Genomic DNA, 25,085 nt, shown 5'->3' with positions numbered 1-25,085 from the left:
GGGGTTTCACGGACGATTCATTTCACGGACGATCACGAGGTACCGCCCATGTTCGCGCCCGCCAATCACGCCCAGTTTCGCCTGAGCCTTCCCGGCGTCGAGCACGACTTCCAGGTGCTGGCCTTCACCGGCTTTGAGGCCATCAGCCAGCCCTATGCCTTCGAGCTGGAACTGGTCAGCGAGCGCGCCGATCTCGATCTGCACAGCCTGCTGCATCAGCCGGCGTTTCTGGCCTTTGCTGCAGACGGCAGCGGCATCCACGGTGTGATCGAACAGCTTGCCCAAGGTGAATCGGGCCCGCGCTTGACCCGCTATCGCATGACCCTGGTGCCGCACCTGAGCCGGCTGGCTCATCGACACAATGCGCGCATCTTCCAACAGCAGACAGTCCTGCAGATCATCGCCCAGTTGCTTGAAGCGCACGGCATTCAGGCCGATGCCTACCGGTTTCAGTTAGGCCCAACGGTTTATCTCGAGCGCGAGTACTGTGTGCAATACGCCGAGAGTGATCTGCACTTTCTGCAGCGCCTGTGCGAAGAAGAAGGCATCCACTATCACTTTCGGCACAGCACACAAGGTCACGTGCTGGTGTTTGGCGATGACCAGACGGCGTTTCCTCAGCGGTGTCAGCCGACGGCCTATCGGCCCGGCAGTGGCCAGGTCGCGGATGCACCAGCCATCCACCGCTTCAGCGTACGCATGACAAATCGCACTAGCCGGGTCAGCCGGCGCGATTACGATTTTGAAAAACCGAGTCTGGTTCTGGACAGCGCCGCCCCTCTCGACGGCAATAGGCTGCGTGAGGATTATGGCTATCCTGGGCGCTTCGTTGATCGCGAACGCGGCCGGCACCTCAGCCAACGCGCATTGGAACGACACCGCTGCGATGTCCGCCAGGCCGAAGGCCAGAGCAATCAACCGCACCTGCTCAGCGGTCACTTCCTGGCGCTGAACGAGCATCCGCGCGATGTCTGGAACAATCTATGGCTGCTCACCGAACTTCATCACGAAGGCAAACAGCCCCAGGTGCTGGGAGAGTTTGCCTCTGGCGATACCGCAGCGGCCGATGGCTTCAACCAGGGCTACCGCAACCGCTTCACCGCCACACCGTGGGATCTTCCTTTCCGGCCAGCGCTGCGCCATCCGAAACCACAGCTCTTCGGCAACCAGAGCGCTGTAGTCACCGGCCCCAAGGGCGAAGAGATCCACTGCGACGAATACGGCCGCATCAAGGTGCACTTCTTTTGGGACAGGGAACATGGAGACCGCGACAGCCCGGCCGACGACAAGAGCAGTTGCTGGCTGCGCGTGGCCAGTAGCTGGGCCGGCGAACGCTACGGCGCAGTTGCCATCCCCCGTGTGGGTATGGAAGTACTGGTCAGCTTTCTGGAAGGCGATCCCGACCAGCCACTGGTCACTGGCTGCCTGTATCACACCGAAAACCCGGTGCCCTATGACCTGCCGGCCCACAAAACCCGCACGGTGTTCAAAACGCTGAGCTCGCCCGGCGGTGGCGGTTTCAACGAGCTGCGCATCGAAGACCGCAAGGATGCCGAGCAAGTCTATATCCACGCCCAGCGCGACTGGGAGCAGCACATTCAACATGATCAGATTGTGCACGTCGGTCATGAACGCCACGACCACGTCGGCGCCAACAGCTACACCGAGCTGAACGCCGAAGAACACCGCCTCACCCATCGCACACGCAAAACCGAACTCAAGGCCGACGATCACCTCAGCGTCGGTCACAGCCAGCACATCAAACTGGGCACCGCCCACCTGCTCAACGCTGGCCAGGAAATCCACCTCAAGGCTGGACAGAAACTGATCATCGAAGCCGGCGACGAACTGACCCTCAAGGCCGGTGGCAGCTTTATCAAGCTCGACCCCGGTGGCGTTAGCTTGGTTGGCCCCCAGGTGAAGATCAATGCGGGTGGGAGTGCGGGGAAGGGCAGCGGTTTTACGCTCATGTCACCCCGACTCCCAACCAGAACAATATTTGGCTTACAAACCGAGCAACAAGACTCGCCCAAAACTTCATTCCCCCAGTCGTTATCTGAAACACAGTCTCCTTACGAACAAGCAAGTAGAAGCCTCACGGGGTGCGCAGCCTGTGACAAGCCTATAGCATGCGAGACTGCTATCGATTTTGACTTTATTTCTGAACTTGAAGGAGGTTTGCTTCTTGAAGGCTACGTCCCCAACCCGGAAAAAAGCAAAAGCGGCGTGACCGTTTCAGTTGGTTTCGATTTAGGGGCCAGAAACCTTAACGACTTAGAAAAACTTGATCTGCCAGTCGACCTGATAGAAAAACTGACCCCATATCTCACGCTCAAAACCCGGGAAGCACTGGAGTATCTAACAGATAACCCACTACTTATAAGCAAAAAAGAAGCCGAAATCATTTATCAGAACGTTAAAAAACAGTCATCTCAAAACCTAATCAGCGCTTATGATAGTGCCAGCCCAACACCTTTCAACTGTCTACCCAAGGAGGCCCAGACTGTTATCGCCTCGGTGGCCTTTCAGTACGGCTCCCTAGTCGCCAGGACTCCAAAATTCTGGAAACAAATCATCAAGCAAGACTGGAATTCTGCCTATGAAAACCTGTTAGATTTTCATGACGACTATCCAACCAGAAGAAAAAAAGAAGCACAATTTCTCAAGGGAGTAATTAATCAATGAAGGTGCATCTACTTTTAACGCTGCTTCTATCTTTATCCTTATCCATAGAATCAACTCAGGCATCACAAGCCAATTTACTTGAAGAAATCTATGAAAAGCTCGATATAACAACCTTCAGAAACTCACTTTTTCAAATGCGAGAGACCGGCCAAAAAACCTTACCTAGTTTGAAGCTTCGAACCTCTTATTTGGACGACAAGAAATTTGAAATAGAGAATGATGACTGGCTCTACAGGGTAGAACTAACCGAAACCCGAGACGGAAACAACGATGGAATCTTGGATTACATAATATGTTTCACTGACAAATCCAAAATCGGAACATATTACGCGCGAAAATCTCTGCTTTTGACTAGGTATACTCGTGACGGCGACCTCATTGCCTTGAACTACTCGGTTGACGCGTGCCCCTAAACGTTTCCCTGCCGCAGATCCACTACCCCAACACCCACTCCAACCCCATCGCCACGTGTTCCTCGGCGCTGTCGATCAGCGCCAGCGGGCTTTCGACACCTTCCAGTAACAACCCGATCTCGGTGCAGCCGAGAATGGCTGCCTTCGCGCCCGCCTGGCGCAGTTGCGCCAAGGTTTCGAGGTAGAAGTCACGGGTTGAGTCGATGAATTGGCCGCGACAAAGTTCTGCAAAAATGCTGCGATCGATTTCATCCATGGTCAATGCATCGGGCAGTAACACCTCGACGCCGAAATGTTGAGTCAGGCGCTCGCGATAAAAATCTTCCTGCATGGTGAAGCGTGTGCCGAGTAATGCGGCGCGTTTGATCCCGCGTTGTTGCAGCGCTGCGCCGACCGCATCGCCGATATGCAGCAAGGGCACCTTAATCGCCGCTTCGATGGCCGGAGCGACCTTGTGCATGGTGTTGGTAGCCAGCAGCAACGCAGTGGCTCCAGCGTGTTGTAGCCCAAGGGCGGCAGCGGCGAGTTGGCGTCCCGCCTCGTCCCACTCACCTCGACTCTGCAAGTCGGCGATTTCGGCAAAGTCCACCGAGTGCAGCAGCAAGGGCGCCGAGTGCAGCCCACCACGGCGCGCGCGTACGCCCTGGTTCAACAAACGGTAATAACTCACCGTTGACTCCCAACTCATGCCACCCAGCACGCCCAAACAGTTCATGGTCGCCTCCGCTTTCCTTGGATCAAGCGTAGCGCCGCAGCGCCGCTCACGATGCGCGTACTCACCCGAACAATCAAACTTAAAGACATATAAATCTTCCAAAACAGTCTTAGACGCTCTAAGGAAATTCTTTTACCGTCCCTTGCCGCTATACAGCGCCTGTTCTACAACTCACTGTCAGGCCCCGCATGAAAATCCGCAGTCTGGACCTCAGCCCAAGTTCGCTAAATGCTGAACACGAAGCCTTGAGCCTGCCGCCCGTCGAAGCCCTTATTGCCCACCCGGCTAATCACCCGGTGTTACGCGCTGCCATGTGGAGCGCCGTGCTGATTCTGCTGGGCCTGCTGCTCTTTCTTGCCTGGCGGGTGTTCTTCGCCAACGGCCTCGACAACGGCTTCGCCATCGTTGACCGTGTGCTGCACAGCCCAGCGTTCTGGAGCGCGGTGGCCGTTGGTTTCCTGGCTCAGGTGATTGATGGCGCGCTGGGTATGGCCTATGGCATTACCGCCACCACCTTTCTGCTCTCCACTGGTGCCAGTCCCGCAGCAGCCAGTGCCAGCGTGCATATTGCTGAAGTGTTCACCACCGGGTTGTCAGGCATTGCCCATGTGAAATTGGGCAACGTCAACAAGTCGCTGTTCCTGCGCCTGCTGCTGCCCGGGATGATCGGTGCGATTCTCGGCGCGGTCCTGATTACCCAGTTCGACGGCGCGGTCATGAAGCCCTTCATTGCCGCCTATCTGTTGCTGATGGGCCTGTACATCCTGAGCAAGGCCTACCGCCACATCGTGCAACGCAAGGAGCCTAGGCATGTCGGCAAGCTGGCTCTGTTTGGCGGCTTCGTGGATGCCGCCGGCGGCGGTGGCTGGGGGCCGGTGGTGACCAGCAGCCTGATCGGCTCGGGCAGCGACCCGCGAACCACCATTGGCTCGGTGAACTTCGCCGAGTTCTTCCTGACCATCACCAGCGCCGCATCCTTCATTCTGCTCGCCGGTGAGCCCGATACCTGGGCCATGGTGGCCGGCCTGGTGTTCGGTGGCCTGTTCGCCGCGCCCTTTGCCGCGCTGCTGTGCAAGAAGCTGCCGGCGCGCACGCTGTTGATCATCGTCGGCGTGCTCATCACGTTGATGAGCGCCTACAACATTTACAGCGCGCTGAGCTGAGATAAAACCGGACCGGTAACGGCACCTACAAAAAGATTCTAAGCAAACAGACTGTTTATTGCGTTGAGCCATTGACCGATAGCGGACGTTTTCTCATGCTGGGCGCTTTCTCTCTGCCGCAAGGAGCGTCCGCATGAAAGCCGAAACCCTCGCCATCCACGCCGGTTACAGCCCCGATCCAACCACCAAGGCCGTGGCCGTACCGATCTACCAGACCACCTCCTACGCCTTCGACGACACTCAGCACGGTGCAGATCTGTTCGATCTCAAGGTCGCCGGCAACATTTACACGCGCATCATGAACCCCACCACCGACGTGCTGGAGCAGCGCGTGGCGGCGCTGGAGGGCGGCGTGGCGGCGCTGGCGGTAGCCTCGGGCATGGCGGCCATCACCTACGCGGTCCAGACCATTGCTGGCGTGGGCGATAACATCGTCTCGGTGGCCAAGCTCTACGGCGGCACCTACAACCTGTTCGCCCACACCCTGCCGCGTCAGGGCATCGAGGTGCGTTTCGCGCCCCACGACGATATCGCCGCCCTCGAAGCACTGATCGACGACAACACCAAGGCGGTGTTCTGCGAATCCATCGGCAACCCGGCCGGCAACATCATCGACCTGCAGGCGCTGGCCGACGCCGCGCACCGCCATGGCGTGCCACTGATCGTCGACAACACCGTGGCCACACCAATCCTCTGCCGGCCGTTTGAGCACGGCGCTGACATCGTCGTGCACTCGCTGACCAAATACATTGGCGGCCACGGCACCAGCATCGGCGGCATCGTCGTCGACTCCGGCAAATTCCCCTGGGCCGACAACAAGGCACGCTTTCCGCTGCTCAACACCCCGGACCCGTCCTACCACGGCGTGACCTACACCGAAGCGTTCGGCCCGGCCGCGTTCATTGGTCGCTGCCGCGTGGTGCCGTTGCGCAACATGGGCGCCGCGCTGTCGCCGTTCAACGCCTTCCTGATCCTGCAGGGCCTGGAAACCTTGGCGTTGCGCATGGAGCGCCATTGCGAAAACGCCCTCAAGGTCGCCGAGTACCTTCAACAGCATCCGCAGGTTAGCTGGGTGAAATACGCCGGCCTGCCCGACAACCCGGAATACGAACTGGCGGTGCGTTACACCGCGGGCAAGCCGGCGGCGATCCTGTCCTTCGGCATTCAAGGTGGCATCGAGGCTGCAGCACGCTTTATCGACGCACTCAAGTTGGTGGTGCGCCTGGTAAATATTGGCGACGCCAAGTCCCTGGCTTGCCACCCGGCGTCCACCACCCACCGTCAGCTCAATGACGAGGAATTGGCTCGTGCCGGCGTATCCCGCGACCTGGTGCGCCTGTCCATCGGCATTGAGCATATCGACGACATCCTCGCCGACCTGAGCCAGGCGCTGGAGGCTGCGCGCGGATAAGCCGCGCTTGTGAAAGGCCGGGTCTCGTTTTGTAGCTACTCCGTTGCACTGGAAGTCAACGGATCAACCTCTGAATGAGACTCCGCCGCCGCATTCAGCCGCTTAGACCGATCGCCATCCTCCTGCAAGCTGAAATTCAACAAGGCACATGCAGGAAATAATCCGAGCTTTCGGACATTTCAATAGCAACATTGTGCACCGGAGCACACGTTCCAAGCGCGACTACCAAAGCGGCTCGGCCGCTCCATATACTCCCGGGTTTTGTATTTCATTAGGATGATGTCATACCGATGCTAAGCCGTCCTCTGGTTGTTGATCTTGATGGAACGCTCCTCAACAGCGACATGTTACTTGAAACGGGACTGGCCTATCTGCGTCAGTACCCCTTGTACTTCTACAGGCCCTTTCTGTGGTTATTGAAGGGGAAGGCACATTTAAAGTCCAAACTTGCTCAAGCCACCAATCTGGATGTCAGCGTTCTGCCCTACAATCCAGATGTTATTGCTCTTATTGAATCGGTACGTAAACAAGGCCGGCGCGTTATCTTGGCAACGGCAAGCCATCGGGTGTTGGCACATAACATTGCCGAGCATCTCGGTCTGTTCGACGACGTGCTGGCTTCGGATGAACAATGCAACCTATCGGCTGTAAATAAGCAGCGAACGTTGGTTGATGCTTTTGGAGAAAGGCAATTTGATTACATAGGCAATTCTGCGGATGATCTCGTCGTCTGGCGTTCAGCCCACTCTGCCGTTGTGGTCAGCCATCCAGACAGCCGTTTAGTACGGCAGGCCCAAGCTCACGGCAACACTGAACAAGTAATTACCCCGGCGAGAGTTCGAATTCGCCATTGGCTTAGAGCCTTGCGCCTACATCAGTGGCTCAAGAACTTGCTGATCATCGTTCCGCTTCTAGCCTCGCATCAGATTACCAATCTTGAGCTTTTATCACACTCCATACTGGCCTTCCTGCTGTTCGGTCTATGCGCCTCCAGTGTCTATATTCTCAACGACCTTCTGGATTTGGCCGACGATCGCCACCACCACCGTAAACGTCGTCGTCCGTTCGCTTCCGGTGATCTCTCCATCCAACGCGGACTCGTGGCATTTCCGCTGCTGCTCGCGCTCTCCTTCACTGGCGCGATACTTCTCCTGCCCTGGACATTTGCAGTGGTTCTAGCGGGCTATTACCTACTCACACTGGCATATTCGTTATTCCTGAAGCGTCAGATGAGCCTGGATGTCATCACCCTAGCCCTGCTCTACACCACACGCCTCGTTGCAGGAGCGGCTGCTTGCCAAATTGCCTTGACGTCGTGGATCTTGGCCTTCTCCATGTTCATTTTCCTCAGCCTGGCGCTGGTCAAGCGGCATACCGAACTCTTGGCCGAACGCAATAAGGGCAGCACAACCCGAACACGTGGGCGCGGTTATTACGCCAGTGATCTAGAAATAATCAGTGCACTGGGTGCCGCCTCAGGCTACTTATCTGTCATGGTGCTGGCCCTGTATATCAATGAGCCAACCACCGCCCTGCTCTACAGCCACCCACACATCATTTGGCTCGCCTGCCCGCTAATGCTCTTCTGGATCAGCCGCATCTGGATTCTTGCGCATCGCGGTCAGGTGCACGATGACCCGGTCGTCTTTGCCGTGAGAGATCGCACCAGCCTCGTGACTGGAATGATCCTGGCAGGTGTGTTTTGGCTGGCCGTATAACGCCATTAACTTTCAGGAGTCATACATGAGTCCCTTGTCGATCACCCTGTTGATAATGGCCATCATTGCTAACGCACTGGCAAGCATCCTGCTCAAGAAGTTTTCCACTCAGGGCGACGCCAGCCACCTGAGCATGTCGACACTGCTCCACTTGGGTGGCTCTGTATTCTTTTACGGACTCGCCTTCCTGGTTTACGCCGCGCTGTTGAAAACCTTGCCTGTCAGTAAGGCCTATACCCTGATGACTTTCGGAGCGCAAACAGCGCTGATTGTGTGCGGTATTTTCTTCTTTGATGAGAAATACAGCATGACAGCCTGGATAGGCCTGGGGCTCGTCGTCGTCGGGCTGCTACTCGTCAGCAAGGGTGCTTTGCAATGAGGAGTCTGCTAATTGATCGCTCGGCGAGCCCCTTCAACAATCTCACGTTAGCCCGGTCCTCTGACGTTGTTGCTCTCTTGCTCATCAGCACTGTTCTGCTTGTGATGGCGTTTATGATGAACCCCATCCGGACGGGCGATGGTCAGTATTACCTTGCGATGCTGGAAGGCCTAGCGAACCACTTCAGTCCGGCCATTACCCATGAGGTAGCCCAGACTGTATTTGACCGAACAGGATTAGATACCCAAGCAGGCATGGTGCTCCGGGGGACAGATGGCAATCTGTACGCCTGGCACTTTTGGGCGTATTCGCTCGCATGCGTACCCGCCTACTGGCTATTAAAGGCATTGGACCTGGATACACTCCAGGCCTTTCAAATAACCAACGCCTTTCTGATTATCTGGTCGCTCCGTTTTCTCGTGCTGCGTTCCAGTCTTGGTAGGGCGGTGCGCTGGTTAATTGCCGGTGGCTTTATCTTGTCCACCGCCACGCTCTATTTCCAATGGACACACCCAGAGGTCTTCACGGCCTCGTTACTGCTGATTGCCTCCGTTCTAGCGGCCAGTCGCCAATACTGTTCGGCGGCCCTACTGGCAGCCATCGCGTCGTTCCAGAATCCTTCGGCCAGCTTCCTGATTTTCCCCCTGGTCCTCGCTCAACTTGTTGAGCTTCGGCACACCGGGATTAGCAAGGACTCGCTTCGCAAGCTCGCCTACACCGCCTGCGCGGCATCCCTAACACTGGTGCCCTATGTCTGGAGCTTGTACCAGTTCCAGCTACTGAATCCTATCGCCGCAAGCGGCCACTACATTGCTTATTCGGATATCAACCTATCCCGGCTAATGTCGTTTATCTTCGACCTGAATCAGGGCCTGACGGTGGGTATGCCTATGCTGGCGTGGTCCTTCCCATTGGCCCTTCTTGCCAGACTCCGCCGTGATCGAGGTATCCGACTTCGCCAGGAAGACCTTCTGTTAGTCGCCTTCGTGATCATGGTGCTGCCCACCCTGGCACAGGCCAACTGGAACGCAGGGCAAAGTGTCTTCTTGCGCTATGCCGCCTGGGCAGGGATGCCAATACTGGTGTGGACGGGCATCACGCTTGGCCGAGCGACGTCCAAGAAAGGATGGTTGATCGCTGTAATTCCCGCCGTGTGCCTGCAGATCGCGCTGTTGGGATACAGTGGTGGCGCCTATGCCAAGAAACACCCGTCCTACGTCAAACTCGCTCCATGGGTACTGCCGCTCTGGAGCGTTAATCCTCATCTCTACCACCCCTTGCCGGAAATCTTCCGTGAGCGTGTTCTACGCAGTGATGGCGCTTCACAAAGCCCTGTCCTGCTTCGCAGTGCGCAAGGCAGCATCCTTCGAGTGCTCACCCAACAACCGACCCTGGAAGACGCGCAGGAGGAGGTGTGTGGCGCCGGCAGAACACTGATACCGATCGATACTCGGCCCACCAGCCAACCCCGCCTTCATAAAACCGAACATGACACCATCTACCTGACCGGCCGTCTCACCTGCTCGACATCATTCCCACTCACCGTGCAGGCGTCGCTTCATTCCGGGGGAGAGATCCAACTACTTTCAGGCTGGTCATTTCCCGAGTCCTGGGGCGTTTGGAGTGTTAATGAAACGGCCTCGCTCAAGCTTAACGTAAACATCCCGGACGTCCCTGGTACGGTCAATGTAACCCTCCAAGGTTGGGTCTTCGTAAATGACCAGCACCCCAAGCAAATGGTGTCGTTCTTCGTTAACGGCAACCTGATACAGCAGGCAACTGTCAATTGGCCCGAAACCACCTTGGAAGTTTCTACCCCCATTCCTCTTGAAACGTTGAACGACACTGTCTTCGGTTTCCACTTCGCGTCCCCGACGTCCCCTTACTCACTAGGTATGTCTAGCGACACGCGCCCGCTCGCCTTTGGGTTGCAGTCTATTAGGCTAGACCGATAGGTCGAGGTCCCCTTTTTTCGCTTCAGATCACTACCACACCGGCATAACAGCCATCCCGTAGCCCATCCATACAACCGCGGTCTCCATAACCTTGATATTCACCGCGGCGAGCGCCACATTCAGGCCATTCAACTGTGGAGCCCCTCATGTCCGAATCCCTGCTGGTCCCCTGCCCTCACTGCAACGGCATCAATCGTATCCCTACTACTCGCCTGGGCGACACGCCGCATTGTGGGCGTTGCAAAAACGACGTGTTGCCGGCTGCGCCGTTCGACCTGACTCAGGCCAGCTATGCCAGTCAGATCAAGGGCGACCTGCCGTTATTGGTGGATGTATGGGCGGCCTGGTGTGGGCCGTGTCGCAGCTTCGCACCTACCTTCGCGCAAGCCGCCACGCAACTGCAGGGCCGTTGCCGGCTGGCCAAGCTCGACAGCGAGGCCAACCCGCAACTTTCGGCGCAACTGGGCATTCGCTCGATACCCAGCCTGATCCTGTTCAAGGCTGGCCAGGAAATCGCCCGGCAAAGCGGCGCACTGCCGTTGCCCCAGCTACTGGCGTGGTTGCGTCAGCACGCCATCTGAGCGCATCGGTCAACATTCACGGGCGACTCGATCATTTGCTGGCCGCTTCGGGCCTCTTAGGCTGGGGACTGACTTATCAGCCGCGGAGCTGCACCATGTCCATGCCCATCGAGCTTGCACGTCAGTTGATTGAAGAACAGATCGCCTTTGTCCAGCGCAGTGGCCTCAAGGCCGAGGTGCTGGAGCCCGGCTTTGTGCGCCTGCGCATGCCTCAGGCCGGCAATCAGAACCATATCGGCAGCCTGTATGCCGGCGCCCTGTTCACGCTGGCCGAGGTACCTGGCGGCGCTTTGTACGTTACCAGTTTCGACGTGCAGCGCTTCTACCCCATCGTTAAGGCGCTGGACCTGCACTTTCTCAAGCCGGCGCTGGGCGATATCCAGGTCGACGCGCGTCTGGATGCGGCCACCGTCGAGCGATTGCAGGCAGAGGCCGCTGCGAACGGCAAGGCGGGATACCGTCTGGAACTCGAACTGACCGACCAGCACGGCGTTGTCGTAGCCCGCAGCAACGGTCTGTATCAACTGCGCAAACGCTGAGCCACGACAAGGCCGGCGACGGTCGCTGCTGCTAGGCTGTCGAATCATCCGCGCCAGAGGCCCTGCCCCATGCACATCCTAATCGCCCATGACCTGAGCCCCGAAGCCGACCTGGCCCTGCAGCGCGCCGCCCAACTGGCCGCTCAGCACAACGCTCGCCTGACGCTGCTACACATCGTGGACCGCCTGCCTGCCGACCCTGCCATCGAGCGCCAACTGACCGAACAGCTCGCGCGCTTCAACCTGCCCGACGCCCAGGTGCGCCTGGCCGGCGGCCAGCCCTCGCAGGCCATCGCCGCACAAGCCGACGGTATAGGCGCCGACCTGTTGGTCCTCGGCGCCCATCACAAGTCTCGGCCCGAGCTGTTCACGGGCACCACCCTGGAACGTCTGGCGCGCACTAGCACACTTCCAGTGCTGCTGGCGGTGAATCAGAACAGCGAGCCGTATCAACAAGCCGTAGTCGCTCTGGATTTTTCCCAGTGCGCCAATGCCGCCCTGCACCAGGCCCATCGCCTGTTGCCGGCCAGCGCCGAGCTGTTTGCGCTGAATATTTGCGAAGTGGCGCCGTCCCGCGCACCTGAAGATCAGGCCGAGCTGGAAATGCAGTGCCAATTGTTCAGCCGCATGGTTGCCGACGAACAAGCGCGGCTGGCTTCACCGGGTCGAGTCGTGCAGTACGGCATTCGCCATGGCGAACGGCAGGATTGCTTACAGGCGGTCATTGGCGAGCGAAGCCCGCAACTTCTCGCCCTCGGTCGCCACACGCGCAACCTGCTGAGCGAAGCGCTGCTGGGCAGCCTGACCCGGGACATGCTGCGCCAGCCGCCCTGCGATGTGTTGGTGGCGCGAGGGTGAAGACCCCGCCTTCGCTCCGGATACGCGCCCGCGCTAGTAGAAGTACCAGCGCGCTTGCACCTGGACTTCGGTGGCCGGCGCCGACCATTGGCCAAACTCGCGCTGCGCGCTAACCCTGACACCGAGGTTGTTACTCACCTCCAGATGCTGAGTGAGGCTGAGACGGCGACGCACTTCACCGTTATGGAAGTAGTCGCCCTGGGCTTCGAGCAGTAAGTTGCCGACCGCGTTCCGCCAGAGCAGACCGGTATCGAAACCGGCTGCCGGACTGAGTGCTGCGGCAAAGTCGCGATTGTGCTCAAGGCGCACGGTGCCCATGGCAAACCCGAGCAGCCCTTCGCCAAGGCTCCAGGAAAACCCACCTCCCCCGGTGAGATAGCCTGCCAGGCGTTCATCATCGCCGAACCCCGGCACCCGCTCGGCGCCTGTTGCGACCTGCCAGGACCAGGGCTTGAGCAGACGGGTGCGCGGCGTCAGCGAGCGAATGCTGATCAGGTCAAACTGCTGTACCTGCCAGTGGTTGCCCTCGTATTGGCGCAGCTTCAATTCACCCAGTTCGATCTGTGCCCCGAGCGGAAAACCGTCGAGGTTGTCGAGCAGGTCATGGTACGCCATGCGCAGACCGTACTCGGCGAAGGCGCGATCTCCACGGTTACCGACACCCAATTGCAAGGCTCGCGAGCGGTGGCCGTCCTCGGGCAACAGCGGCCGCTGAACATCCAGACGTGGCGGCGGGTTGCGGTTGATCGCCTGTAACAGGCGATAACTGCGCTCGGCGCTGGCGGCATCGCGCTCCGCACCGGTCTTCCGATAGCGCAGCAGGCGGTAGGCGCCATCCTGAATCATCGCGCGGCGCTCGGCCGGTAGGGCAAGGTACTCGGCATCCTGGAGCCAGGCGTCGTTTTCGGCCAGGCGTTGCACCCACTCCTGCTCGCGCGCATCCAGCGGTGCCACGCGTGCCAGCAGCTCGTGTTCACGGGAGGGACGATAGTCGATGCGCTCGATCAACCCGGCGTCCTTCACTGCACGCACGGTGTCGGCAGGAATGGCGGTCAGCGGAAATTGATCGGTCAGCTCAAGCCCCGGCCGGGCAATTTCCAGCAGCTCGAGCAACCGGTAGGAGCAGTTTTCGTCGAAGAAGAAATAGTCGAACTGGATCTGCCGCAACTCCCACACATGTTCGAGCATGCGTGCGGTTTCCACCGGGGTGAGGCTCAGGTGGTACTCCCACAGGTCGCGGTTTTCCAGGCGGCTGTACTCACCGATTTTCTCACGGTAGGGCATCAGCGAGAACAGGCCGGGATAGCCGCCCATCAGCCCTTTCCAGGCATACAGGATGCTGTTGTCCATGCCTTCGATATAGGCACCGAAGTTGATTGCATAACTCAGCAGCGGACTGCCTTCGCGGTCGATGTCCACGGGGTCGATGCGCAGCAAGGTATGGCCGAACATCGAGGACGGGCTGTTCAGGTAGGCCGCCGGGAACACCAGCACGGTGCTGTGCGGTGCGATGTCGGTGTACCAAGTGTCGTACTCCGCGCAATTTACCTTCGGCAAATCGTCCAGTGACAGCTGGTCGCGCAGCCAGCGGGTGCGGGCCGGATAGATACACTGCGGATGGCGGTTACCGAGCGCGGGGTCGCGGTACAAGGCCGGGACGGTCGCTTTCAACTCGGCAAGCGGGTCCTTCTCGCCCTGTTCGGCGAGGAAATATTCGTCATCGTCGACATAGCTGTGCCAGCCGCCCAGCGTGCCGCGCTCGTAATGGCCCAAAGAAAGCCAGAACGGTTCACCGGCCAGGGCCTGCAGACGGTCGGGGGCAATGTGCGGGGCAGCCTGCAACAGGCTGCAAGCGCCACTCAGCAAGAGTGGAAGCAGAACTCGAAACATGAAAAGCCAATGGCGAGGGCATAAAAGTATGCCCGCCGTGGCGGGCATACAAAAAAGAGTCGGGCGTCCGGAGAACGCCCGCAGCCTTGTTAGGCCTTGTCGGCGTACTGAGCCAGACGAGCGTCTTTCTTCAGCACGGCCAGGGTAGCGGCATGGACCTGCTCGGCGGTGACGTCGGCGGAGCTGAAAATCTGCTCGAAATGGCTGTGGGTCACGGCGGAGAAGTGAGCGCGGTCTTCCGGCTGCACGCCCAGTACCACGGCGAAGGTGGTCAGCGCTTCGCCTTCACCCTTGGCCATGTCTTCGGACAGCTCGTTCATGATGCTGCCCAGAACCAGCATCGGCTTGCCGCCATAGGTCAGGGTGCCTTCGGCGGAGCAGCCGTTGGTGCCGGAGGTCATGCCGAAGGTAGCGTTGCCGGACGTGCCGTTGGTGATCGAAGCCACTACGTGCGACGGCAGGCCTTTCTGACCTTCGAACAGCATGTTCCCCCAGCCGCAGTTCGGGCCGCCCGGTGCTTCAGCAAAAGCGTTCAGGGAGGCGGCGGCGATCAGGGTACCGAGCAGAATCCGTTTCATGTTTTTTTCTCTTCTTCGAGGTATTCAAGGAGGCGTCGGCCAATCCGACTGCCGTTATAGCTTTCGGCAATAACCCTACAAGTGTCAAGGCTCATCCCGTGCGTATCACACGCCGTTCTCAGCCACGCTGCCGGGGCTTGCCCCTGATCAAAAAACCATACTACTTTAGCGGCGCGTCTGTGCCTCGCGGGTCACCAGATCAACGAACGCCTGAGCCAGAGGGGAATGCTCCAGGCGACGCTTGATCAACCACACTGCCGTTGTAGCCTCGCTGTCGAGCAGCGGGCGAAAGACTACTCCGTCGATGCGAATGCGCTGAAATGACGCAGGTAACACCGAGACCCCCAACCCCGCCGCCACCAGACCGATAATGGTCAGCGCCTCATGGGCCTCCTGGGCGATACGTGGCGTAAAGCCGGCCTGGCGGGTCAAGCCGACAAGCTGATCGTAAAGCCCTGTGCCATGGGTGCGCGGAAAAAACACAAAGGGTTGCCCAGCCAGCTCACTGAGCTGCAGACCGGCATCACCCGCCTCGGCCAATGGGTGATCGGCATGCACCAGGGCCACCAGCGGCTCAGTGAACAGCTCCACCGCTTCCAGCGTATCGGGCAACGCCAAGGGGCGGATCATGCCAATCTGCAGACGCTCATCGAGCACCGCCTGGCTCACCTCGCGGCTGTTCATCTCTTCCAGATTTAGATGCACCGCCGGAAAGGCCTGCCGAAACGCAAAGATCGCCCGCGGAATAATCGACACAAACGGCGCCGACGCCGTGAAGCCGATCTGTAGCTCGCCCAGTTCGCCCTGTTCCGCCCGCCGCGCCACGTCGACCGACTTGTTAACCTGCGCCAGGGTCTGCCGAGTTTCGTCCAGGAACAACCGACCCGCGTCGGTGAGCGATACGCGCCGGTTGGTGCGATCGAACAAGCGCACGCCCAACTCCTGCTCCAAGGCTTGAATCTGCTGGCTCAAGGGTGGCTGGGAAATCCCCAGCACCTCGGCCGCACGGCCAAAGTGCAGCTCTTCCGCAACCGCCACGAAATAACGCAAATGTCGCAGTTCCATCGTCACTCCAATAAGTCGTAAAACATATCAATTATGTCGAATAATATATTGGAAAGATTAAATCAAGCTGCTTATCCTTTACAGCCATAACCCACCCCTAAGCCGCCTACTGCAGCTGCGCGAGATCGTCGTGTGCCTGTTACGGACCGGCTGTGGCCGCCAAAAGCGCCCTAGAGAGGACCTTGTGAGCAACATCCAGAGTTCGCCCCGCGAACTGGTGTCACCCAACGAAGTACCCGCCCCTGCAATTCCGGCCGTGCAGCCCATCGAGACGTACACCGAAAAAGGCACCCGGCACTTTCTACTGACCGCCGTAGCCCTGTTCTGCGGTGGCTTTGCCACTTTTGCGCTGCTGTATTGCGTGCAGCCGATGATGCCGGTGCTGTCCGCCACCTTCGGCATCAGTGCGGTGCAAAGCAGCCTGGTTTTGTCTATTTCCACCATCACCATGGCGATCGGCCTGCTAATTACCGGACCGATCTCCGATGCCATAGGCCGTAAGCGAGTGATGGCCGTGTCGCTGCTCGCAGCCGCCGTGTTCACCATCATCAGTGCCTTCATGCCGACCTGGGAAGCCGTGCTGCTGATGCGCGCCCTGGTGGGCCTGGCGCTGAGTGGCCTGGCGGCTGTGGCCATGACCTACCTCAGCGAAGAAATCCATCCCAAGCACTTGGGCTTCGCCATGGGTCTGTATATCGGCGGCAACGCCATTGGTGGCATGAGCGGCCGCTTATTGACCGGCGTTCTGGTGGACTGGATGTCCTGGCACGCAGCCCTCGGCATTGTCGGCGGGCTCGCACTGCTGGCAGGGCTGCTGTTCTGGCACCTGCTCCCCGAATCCCGCAACTTCCGCCCACGGCCGTTGCGCCTGCGGGGCCTGATCGATGGCTACGCCCTGCATGTTCGTGACTCGGGCCTGCCCTGGCTGTTCGTGCAAGGCTTCTTGCTGATGGGCAGCTTCGTGACCCTGTTCAACTACATCGGTTACCGGCTGATCGCCGACCCCTTCCAGATGAGCCAAACCAGCGTGGGCCTGCTGGCCGTGGTCTACCTGTCGGGGATCTACAGCTCCGCACAAGTGGGCGCGCTGGCTGACCGGCTGGGGCGCGGCAAGGTGCTCTGGGTGGTCATCGGCCTGATGCTGGCCGGGCTGGTTTTGACCTTGTTCGACGCACTGCCCGCCGTGCTGCTCGGCATGCTGATGTTCACGTTTGGCTTCTTCGGCGCGCACTCCGTGGCCAGCAGTTGGGTCGGCCGACGCGCCAAGCAAGCCCGTGGGCAGGCCTCATCGCTTTACCTGTTCTGTTACTACGTGGGCTCCAGCCTGGCGGGTACCCTCGGCGGCGTGTTCTGGCAGGCGGCCGGCTGGGATGGGGTCGGTCTGTTTATCGGCTCGCTGTTGTTGATCGCGCTGCTGGTGGCCCTGCACCTGGCCCGCGTTCCAGCCTTGCCGGAAGCGGTTCAGCGCCCGGCGCACTAAGTCCTGCCTCTAATCGCCGCAGAATGCAAAACGCCCCGCGATGCGGGGCGTTTTGTATCAGCCGTTCACGCTTATCAGACGTGATACTGCGCGGACAACTCGTGAACTGCTTCGATAAAGGCACCCGCGTGGGCCGGGTCGACCTCCGGAGTGATGCCGTGGCCGAGGTTGAACACGTGACCATTGCCGTGACCATAAGCGGCGAGGATGCGCCCCACTTCGGCACGGATCGCTTCCGGTTTGGCATACAACACGCTGGGGTCCATGTTGCCTTGCAGCGCCACCTTGTCGCCGACGCGAGCGCGAGCAGCACCGATGTCGCAGGTCCAGTCCAGCCCCAGCGCTTCAACGCCGGAATCCGCCATGGACTCCAGCCACAGGCCACCGCCCTTGGTGAACAGGATCACCGGCACGCGGCGCCCGTCATGCTCGCGGATCAGACCATTGACGATCTTCTGCATGTAGGCCAGGGAGAACTCCTGATAGGCCGCCGCCGACAGGCTGCCGCCCCAGGAGTCAAAGATCTGCACCGCCTGGGCACCGGCGAGGATCTGGCCGTTCAGGTAGCTGGTCACCGATTGGGCGAGTTTGTCCAGCAATGCGTGCATGGCCTGCGGGTTTTCATACAGCAGCGCCTTGGACTTGCGGAAGTCCTTGCTTGATCCGCCTTCCACCATGTAAGTCGCCAGGGTCCAGGGGCTGCCGGAGAAGCCGATCAGCGGCACGCGGCCGTTCAGCTCGCGGCGAATGGTGCGCACCGCGTCCATCACATAGCCGAGGTCTTTGTCCGGATCTGGGATCGGCAGCGCCTCGATATCCGCCATCGTGTTGACCACTTTCTTGAAACGCGGGCCTTCGCCGGTTTCGAAATACAAGCCCAGGCCCATTGCATCCGGGATGGTGAGGATGTCGGAGAACAGGATCGCCGCATCCAGCGGATAGCGTTCCAGTGGCTGCAGGGTCACCTCGCAGGCGAACTCGGGATTCATGCACAGGCTCATGAAATCACCCGCTTTGGCGCGGCTGGCGCGGTATTCCGGCAGGTAGCGACCGGCCTGACGCATCATCCAGACGGGAGTGACGTCGACAGGTTGCTTGAGCAGGGCACGGAGGAAGCGATCATTCTTCAGAGCAGTCATGTCCAGGTTCCAGCAAAAAAAGTGCCCGCATTGTCGCAAAGCCCACCACAAAAGGCACGGTGGGGGCCCCGCCTTTTGTCTTTGGCTTGATCCACGGCAAGCGGCAAGCCTAGGTCAGACGAATAATCCGCGAGGGAAATGGCGTGTTTTATAGCCACTTCCCGCCTTTTGGCGGGGCCGCCGGCGCTGCTCAGCGCGCCCTTATACGCCGAGGTAATCGAGAATGCCCTCGGCGGCGGTGCGCCCTTCATGGATCGCGGTCACCACCAGATCGGAGCCGCGCACCATGTCACCGCCAGCGAAGATTTTCGGGTTGCCGGTCTGGAACTTGTACGGGCCCTGCTCGGGTGCGACAACGCGGCCCTGGGTGTCGGTAGCGATATCGAAGTCGCCAAACCAGGCCGCCGGGCTGGGGCGGAAACCGAAGGCAATCACCACCGCGTCGGCCGGCAGGATCTGCTCGGAACCGGGGATCGGCTCAGGACTGCGCCGACCACGGGCATCCGGTGCGCCGAGGCGGGTTTCGACGACTTTCACGCCTTCCACCTTGTCCTCGCCGACAATGGCGATGGGCTGGCGGTTGAACAGGAATTTCACGCCCTCGTCCTTGGCGTTCTTCACTTCCTTGCGCGAGCCCGGCATGTTCGCCGCGTCACGGCGATAGGCGCAGGTCACACTCTTGGCGCCCTGGCGGATCGAGGTGCGGGTGCAGTCCATCGCCGTATCGCCACCGCCGAGCACCACCACTTTCTTGCCTTTCATGTCGACAAAATCGGCTGGCGATTGCTCGAAGCCCAGGTTGCGATTGACGTTGGCCACCAGGAAATCCAGCGCGTCATGCACGCCAGGCAGGTCTTCGCCGGGGAATCCGCCCTTCATATAGGTGTAGGTGCCCATGCCCATGAATACCGCATCGAACTCGTCGAGCAGTTGGGCCATGGTCACATCCTTGCCCACTTCGGTGTTCAGGCAGAATTCGATGCCCATGCCGGTGAACACGTCACGGCGACGGGTCAGCACGGTTTTTTCCAGTTTGAATTCCGGGATACCGAAGGTCAGCAGACCGCCGATTTCCGGGTTCTTGTCGAACACCACCGCACTCACGCCGTTGCGCGCTAGCACGTCGGCGCAGCCCAGGCCCGCCGGACCTGCACCGATCACCGCCACACGCTTGCCGGTCGGCACGACCTTGGACAGGTCCGGGCGCCAACCCATGGCAAAGGCGGTGTCGGTGATGTACTTCTCCACGGAGCCGATGGTCACCGCGCCGAAGCCGGTGTCATTCAAGGTACAGGCACCTTCACAGAGGCGGTCCTGCGGGCAGACGCGACCGCAGACTTCCGGCAGGGTATTGGTCTGGTGCGATAGCTCGGCCGCGGCAATGATGTTGCCCTCGGTCACCAACTTCAGCCAATTGGGGATGTAGTTATGCACCGGGCACTTCCACTCGCAGTACGGGTTGCCGCACTCCAGGCAGCGGTGGGCCTGCTCGGCCGCTTGATCGGGCTTGAAGGGTTCGTGAATCTCGACGAACTCCTGCTTGCGGCGGCGCAGCAGTTTTTTCTTGGGGTCCTGACGGCCCACTTCGATGAACTGGAAGTCGTTGTGCAGACGTTCGCTCATTGCATAAACCTCTTAACGGCAGCGGCACTTCAAGTTGCCGCTGCAGGACAATCACGTTGAACCGGCAAACCCTGCGCTGCTTTTCGCTTGCACCGTGGGGGCTTGCCGCTTGCAGCTGCTTTATTGCGGGTTGGCCCGAGTGCTGGCGAGCAGCGTCTTCAGGCTCGCGGCCTTGGGCTTGACCAGCCAGAAGCGACGCAGGTAGTCGTCCAGGTTCTCGGCCAGCTCCGCGCCCCAAGGGCTGCCGGTTTCCGCCACGTATTCGGCGAGCACCTGCTGCAGGTGGCTGCGATAGCCCTCCATCGCCTCGCCGGTGATGCGCTGGATTTCCACCAGTTCGTGGTTCACCCGGTCAAAGAAACTGTTGTCCTCATCCAGCACGTAAGCAAAGCCGCCGGTCATGCCCGACCCGAAGTTGTAGCCGGTCTTGCCCAGCACACACACGAAGCCGCCGGTCATGTATTCGCAGCAATGATCGCCTGTGCCTTCCACGACGGTATGCGCGCCGGAGTTGCGCACCGCAAAACGCTCACCCGCCGTGCCGGCGGCGAACAGTTTGCCGCCGGTAGCGCCATACAGGCAGGTGTTGCCGATGATCGCGCTGTCCTGGGTCTTCAATCGGCTGCCGGCCGGCGGGGTGATGACGATCTTGCCGCCGGTCATGCCCTTACCGACGTAATCGTTGGCGTCGCCTTGCAGGTACAGGTTCAGGCCGCCAGCGTTCCACACACCAAAACTCTGCCCGGCCGTACCCTGGAAGCGGAAGGTGACCGGCGCGTTGACCATGCCCTGGTTGCCATGGCGACGGGCAATCTCGCCCGACACCCGTGCTCCGATGGAGCGGTCACAGTTGCAGATGTCCAGTTCGAACTCGCCGCCCAACTTGTCGGAGATGACGCCGCCCGCCAGCTCGACCATTTTCTCGGCCAGCAGGCCCGGGTCGAACGGCGGGTTGTTTTCGACCTGGCAGAACTGCGGCTTGTCCGCCGGAATATGCGCACTGCCCAGCAGCGGCGACAGGTCCAGCTGGCCCTGCTTGTCAGTCTCGCCGGGTAGTAGCTCGATCAGGTCGGTTCGGCCGATCAGCTCGCCGAGGCTGCGTACGCCCAGCCTGGCCAGCCACTCGCGGGTTTCCTCCGCGATAAAGGTGAAGAAATTCACCACCATCTCCGCGGTGCCGATGAAGTGTTCCTTGCGCAGGTTGTCGTTCTGGGTGGCCACGCCCGTGGCGCAGTTGTTCAGGTGGCAGATGCGCAGGTATTTGCAGCCCAGAGCGATCATCGGCGCGGTGCCAAAACCAAAACTCTCGGCGCCGAGAATTGCCGCCTTGACCACGTCCAGGCCGGTCTTCAGGCCGCCGTCGGTCTGTACCCGCACCTTGCCGCGCAGGTCATTGCCACGCAGGGTCTGGTGCGCTTCGGACAGGCCCAGTTCCCAGGGCGAGCCGGCGTACTTGATGGACGTCAGCGGCGAAGCGCCGGTGCCACCGTCGTAACCAGAGATAGTGATCAGGTCCGCGTAGGCCTTGGCCACGCCGGCGGCGATGGTGCCCACGCCCGGCTCAGCCACCAGCTTCACGGAGACCAGCGCCTGCGGGTTGACCTGCTTGAGGTCATAGATCAGCTGCGCCAGGTCTTCAATGGAATAGATGTCATGGTGCGGCGGTGGCGAGATCAGCGTCACGCCGGGCACGGCGTAGCGCAGCCGGGCAATCAGGCCGTTGACCTTGCCGCCGGGCAACTGACCACCCTCTCCAGGCTTGGCACCCTGAGCAACCTTGATCTGCAGCACTTCGGCGTTGACCAAGTATTCCGGGGTCACGCCGAAACGGCCCGTGGCCACCTGCTTGATCTTGGAACTCTTGTTAGTGCCGTAACGGGCCGGGTCTTCACCACCCTCACCGGAGTTGGAGCGACCGCCGATACGGTTCATCGCCTCGGCAATGGCTTCGTGGGCCTCCGGCGACAGCGCGCCCAGCGAGATACCGGCGGCATCGAAGCGCGTAAAGATCGACTCCAGCGGCTCGACCTCGTCAAGGGACAGCGGCTGGGCCGCCTCCTTGACCTTGAGTAGGTCGCGCAGCATCGACACCGGGCGGTTATCCACCAGTGCGGTGTATTCCTTGAACCTGGCGTAATCGCTCTGCTGCACAGCCGCCTGCAGGGTGTTGACCACGTCCGGGTTGAAGGCATGGTATTCGCCGCCGTGCACGAACTTGAGCAGACCGCCTTGCTGGATAGTCTTGCGGGTATTCCAGGCTTCCAGGGCGAGCAGTTTCTGCTCGGCTTCAATGTCGACGAAACGCGCACCCTTGATGCGGTTGGCCACGCCCTTAAAGCTCAGCTCGACCACGTCGTCGGCCAGGCCGACCGCCTCGAACAGCTGGGCGCCACGGTAGGAAGCCACGGTGGAGATGCCCATCTTCGACAGGATCTTCAGCAAGCCCTTGGAAATGCCCTTGCGGTAGTACTTGAAGACTTCGTACAGGTCGCCCAGCACTTCGCCGCTGCGGATCAGGTCGGCCAGCACTTCGTAGGCCAGGTACGGGTACACGGCGGTGGCGCCAAACCCCAGCAACACGGCGAAATGGTGTGGGTCGCGCGCCGTGGCGGTTTCCACCAGGATATTGCAGTCGCAGCGCAGACCGGTTTCGGTCAGGCGATGGTGCACCGCACCGACCGCCAGCGAAGCATGGGCCGGCAACGTGCCCGGCGCAATGTTGCGGTCGGACAGCACCAGCAACACCTTGCCGGCACGCACCGCCGCCTCGGCCTGATCGGCGATGCTGCGCACGGCCGCTTCCAGGCCGATGGACTCGTCATAATTGAGGTCGATGACGTGGCGATCGAAGCCGGGACGTTCCAGCTCCATGATGGTCCGCCACTTGGCCGGGGAGATCACCGGGTTGCTGAGGATCGCGCGGTTGGCGTGTTCGGGAGTTTCCTCGAACACGTTGCGCTCGGCGCCCAGGCAGGTTTCCAGCGACATCACAATGGCTTCACGCAGCGGGTCGATCGGCGGGTTGGTGACCTGCGCGAATTGCTGGCGGAAGTAGTCATAGGTGGAGCGCACGCGCCGCGACAGCACCGCCATCGGCGTGTCGTCGCCCATCGAGCCGACCGCTTCCTGGCCCTGTTCGGCCAGCGGTCGCAGCACCTGGTCACGCTCCTCGAAGGTGACCTGGAACATCTTCATGTACTGCTTGAGCTGCTCGCCGTTGTATTGCGGACCACCGTGGTCGTTGTCGTCCAGGGTCGACTGAATGCGCAGGGCATTCTGGCGCAGCCACTTCTTATAGGGATGGCGCGATTTCAGACGGCTATCGATATCCTCGGTGTGCAGCACGTCGCCGGTGTGGGTGTCGACGGCCAGGATCTGCCCCGGCCCGACACGCCCCTTGGCGATGACTTCCTCGGGCTGGTAGCCCCATACGCCGACTTCCGATGCCAGGGTGATGTAGCCATTGGTGGTGGTGACCCAGCGCGCCGGGCGCAGACCGTTGCGATCGAGCAGGCACACGGCGTAGCGACCATCGGTAAGTACGATACCGGCGGGACCGTCCCAGGGCTCCATGTGCATGGAGTTGTATTCGTAGAAGGCGCGGCGGTCGGCATCCATGGTGTCAACGTTCTGCCAGGCTGGCGGCATGATCATGCGCAGGCCGCGAAACATGTCCATGCCGCCGGTGACCAGCAGCTCGAGCATGTTGTCCATGCTTGACGAGTCTGAACCGACGCGGTTGACCAGCGGGCCGAGCTCCTGCAGATCGGGGATCAGATCATTGGCGAACTTCAAGCGGCGTGCCAGCGCCCAGTTGCGGTTGCCCGGAATGGTGTTGATTTCACCGTTGTGAGCCAAAAAGCGGAACGGCTGGGCCAGCGGCCACTTCGGCAGGGTGTTGGTGGAGAAGCGCTGGTGGAACACCGCGATGGCGGTCTGCAGGCGTTCATCGCCCAGGTCCGGATAAAAGGCCTGCAGATCCTTGGGCATCATCAGGCCCTTGTAGATCAGGGTCTGCGCCGAGAAGCTGCACACGTAATGGTCGCTGTCGGCGGCGTTGGCCACCGAGGACCGGCGACGCGCGCGGAACAGCTGTACGGCAAAGTCCTGGTCCGACAACCCGTCGCCGCCGACGAATACTTGTTCGATCTGTGGCAGACGCGCTAGCGCCAGCTCACCCAGCACCGAGGTATCCACCGGCACTTTGCGCCAGCCGATCAGTTGCAGGCCAGCGGCGAGGATCTCGCGCTCCATGTTGGCGCGAGCAGCGGCGGCCTTCACCGGGTCCTGGTTGAGGAACACCATGCCCACCGCATATTGCGCCGGCAGTTCGACCGCGAAGGTGTCGCGCGCCACAGCGCGCAGGAACAAGTCAGGCTTCTGGATCAATAGGCCGCAGCCGTCCCCGGTCTTGCCGTCTGCGTTGATGCCGCCACGATGGGTCATGCAGGTCAGGGCCTGGATAGCGGTCTGCAGCAAGTGATGACTGGCCTCGCCCTGCATGTGGGCGATCAGGCCGAAGCCGCAGTTATCCTTGAACTCTTCCGGATGAAACAGACCTGCTTTCATAGGGGACTCTCGCCATGCAGCCTTAAAGGCAAATTACTTTAAATTCAATCACTTACATCGCTAAAACCTCTTCTTGAGAGGTCGTTTGCAGGGATCGCGGTCGGCCATATTACACAGCGACTTTAGGCCAAACAATAAAAAAGCGACTGAAATATGAAAGTTAATGTCGCAAAAGAGAACGATGATAGAACAGGTACGTGATAGCTGAATTAACGGTCCAAGGGACAGCTGACCAGCCTCCTGGGCAGATTCCCAAGCGAGCTTGCTTTACCACCCCCCTTTCCGTCACGGGTGCACAGCGCCTATCCATCTCGCTACAAACCC

17 protein-coding genes and 1 pseudogene are annotated in these 25,085 nt (G+C 60.1%); 11 read left to right on the top strand and 7 right to left on the bottom strand.

The genetic code is table 11. From position 1 onward, the window contains the following. Window positions 1–48: 48 nt before the first annotated feature. Together H9642_RS01790 and H9642_RS01785 are read left to right on the top strand one after the other, a co-directional pair. A pseudogene (locus tag H9642_RS01790) lies at window positions 49–1,986 on the top strand (type VI secretion system Vgr family protein); the annotation flags it as partial. After that, window positions 1,969–2,685 (top strand): pesticin C-terminus-like muramidase, encoded by a 717-nt coding sequence (locus tag H9642_RS01785; RefSeq protein WP_251835338.1) that lies wholly within the window; start codon window positions 1,969–1,971, stop codon window positions 2,683–2,685. The pseudogene H9642_RS01790 and the gene H9642_RS01785, both read left to right, overlap by 18 nt. Before the next feature lie 435 nt (window positions 2,686–3,120). Here H9642_RS01785 and H9642_RS01780 read toward each other — a convergent pair whose 3' ends face one another. Then, window positions 3,121–3,813, bottom strand: a complete 693-nt coding sequence (locus H9642_RS01780) for an aspartate/glutamate racemase family protein (RefSeq protein WP_251834697.1) — start codon at window positions 3,811–3,813, stop codon at window positions 3,121–3,123. A 188-nt stretch (window positions 3,814–4,001) separates the two neighbouring features. On the opposite strand from H9642_RS01780, the gene H9642_RS01775 reads away from it, so the two are divergent. The 8 genes from H9642_RS01775 (at window position 4,002) to H9642_RS01740 (ending at window position 12,417) form a co-directional block, all read left to right on the top strand. Then, window positions 4,002–4,976: a sulfite exporter TauE/SafE family protein gene (locus tag H9642_RS01775; RefSeq protein ID WP_251834696.1), complete on the top strand. Its 975-nt coding sequence runs from the start codon at window positions 4,002–4,004 to the stop codon at window positions 4,974–4,976. A gap of 133 nt (window positions 4,977–5,109) precedes the next feature. Next, window positions 5,110–6,387 carry a bifunctional O-acetylhomoserine aminocarboxypropyltransferase/cysteine synthase gene (locus tag H9642_RS01770; RefSeq protein ID WP_251834695.1) on the top strand — a complete coding sequence of 426 codons (1,278 nt, stop codon included), beginning with the start codon at window positions 5,110–5,112 and terminating at the stop codon, window positions 6,385–6,387. Window positions 6,388–6,677: 290 nt separating this feature from the next. Then, window positions 6,678–8,105, top strand: coding sequence for a UbiA family prenyltransferase (locus H9642_RS01765; protein WP_251834694.1), 1,428 nt, complete (start codon window positions 6,678–6,680; stop codon window positions 8,103–8,105). Window positions 8,106–8,130: 25 nt separating this feature from the next. Next, window positions 8,131–8,484 carry an SMR family transporter gene (locus H9642_RS01760; RefSeq protein ID WP_251834693.1) on the top strand — a complete coding sequence of 118 codons (354 nt, stop codon included), beginning with the start codon at window positions 8,131–8,133 and terminating at the stop codon, window positions 8,482–8,484. Continuing rightward, entirely contained in the window at window positions 8,481–10,439 is a 1,959-nt protein-coding gene (locus tag H9642_RS01755) for a hypothetical protein (protein WP_251834692.1), read from the top strand. The genes H9642_RS01760 and H9642_RS01755 overlap by 4 nt, the downstream gene beginning before the upstream one ends. A 146-nt stretch (window positions 10,440–10,585) precedes the next feature. Further along, window positions 10,586–11,020, top strand: coding sequence for a thioredoxin TrxC (gene trxC, locus H9642_RS01750; RefSeq protein WP_251834691.1), 435 nt, complete (start codon window positions 10,586–10,588; stop codon window positions 11,018–11,020). 95 nt (window positions 11,021–11,115) lie between these two features. Next, window positions 11,116–11,559 (top strand): PaaI family thioesterase, encoded by a 444-nt coding sequence (locus tag H9642_RS01745; RefSeq protein ID WP_251834690.1) that lies wholly within the window; start codon window positions 11,116–11,118, stop codon window positions 11,557–11,559. A 69-nt stretch (window positions 11,560–11,628) separates the two neighbouring features. Next, entirely contained in the window at window positions 11,629–12,417 is a 789-nt protein-coding gene (locus tag H9642_RS01740) for a universal stress protein (RefSeq protein ID WP_251834689.1), read from the top strand. A 33-nt stretch (window positions 12,418–12,450) separates the two neighbouring features. Here the strand turns inward: H9642_RS01740 and H9642_RS01735 are convergent, their stop codons facing one another. The 3 genes from H9642_RS01735 to H9642_RS01725 all read right to left on the bottom strand — a co-directional run bounded on the left by H9642_RS01735 (window position 12,451) and on the right by H9642_RS01725 (window position 15,950). Continuing rightward, window positions 12,451–14,307, bottom strand: a complete 1,857-nt coding sequence (locus tag H9642_RS01735; RefSeq protein ID WP_251834688.1) for an Lnb N-terminal periplasmic domain-containing protein — start codon at window positions 14,305–14,307, stop codon at window positions 12,451–12,453. Between the two features lie 89 nt (window positions 14,308–14,396). Then, entirely contained in the window at window positions 14,397–14,885 is a 489-nt protein-coding gene (locus H9642_RS01730; protein WP_251834687.1) for a DUF3015 domain-containing protein, read from the bottom strand. 165 nt (window positions 14,886–15,050) lie between these two features. After that, on the bottom strand, window positions 15,051–15,950 hold the full coding sequence (locus H9642_RS01725; protein WP_251834686.1) for a LysR family transcriptional regulator: 900 nt from the start codon (window positions 15,948–15,950) through the stop codon (window positions 15,051–15,053). Between the two features lie 193 nt (window positions 15,951–16,143). Here H9642_RS01725 and H9642_RS01720 point away from each other — a divergent pair, with 193 nt between their 5' ends. Continuing rightward, window positions 16,144–17,430, top strand: coding sequence for an MFS transporter (locus H9642_RS01720; protein WP_433962666.1), 1,287 nt, complete (start codon window positions 16,144–16,146; stop codon window positions 17,428–17,430). Between the two features lie 74 nt (window positions 17,431–17,504). On the opposite strand, the gene hemE is transcribed toward H9642_RS01720, so the two are convergent. The 3 genes from hemE to gltB form a co-directional block, all read right to left on the bottom strand. Further along, window positions 17,505–18,569, bottom strand: coding sequence for a uroporphyrinogen decarboxylase (hemE, locus tag H9642_RS01715; RefSeq protein ID WP_251834685.1), 1,065 nt, complete (start codon window positions 18,567–18,569; stop codon window positions 17,505–17,507). A gap of 201 nt (window positions 18,570–18,770) precedes the next feature. Then, a complete protein-coding gene (locus H9642_RS01710) occupies window positions 18,771–20,192 on the bottom strand; it encodes an FAD-dependent oxidoreductase (RefSeq protein WP_251834684.1) in 1,422 nt (473 codons plus the stop codon). A gap of 120 nt (window positions 20,193–20,312) precedes the next feature. Further along, window positions 20,313–24,761, bottom strand: a complete 4,449-nt coding sequence (gltB, locus tag H9642_RS01705; protein WP_251834683.1) for a glutamate synthase large subunit — start codon at window positions 24,759–24,761, stop codon at window positions 20,313–20,315. Between the last annotated feature and the right edge of the window lie 324 nt (window positions 24,762–25,085).

Origin of the sequence: Serpens gallinarum (assembly GCF_014836765.1) — a bacterium.
Taxonomy (GTDB): Bacteria; Pseudomonadota; Gammaproteobacteria; order Pseudomonadales; family Pseudomonadaceae; genus Serpens; species Serpens gallinarum.
The sequence above is the reverse complement of the archived record's forward strand: the minus strand, read 5'-3'. Positions and strand labels throughout refer to the sequence as shown.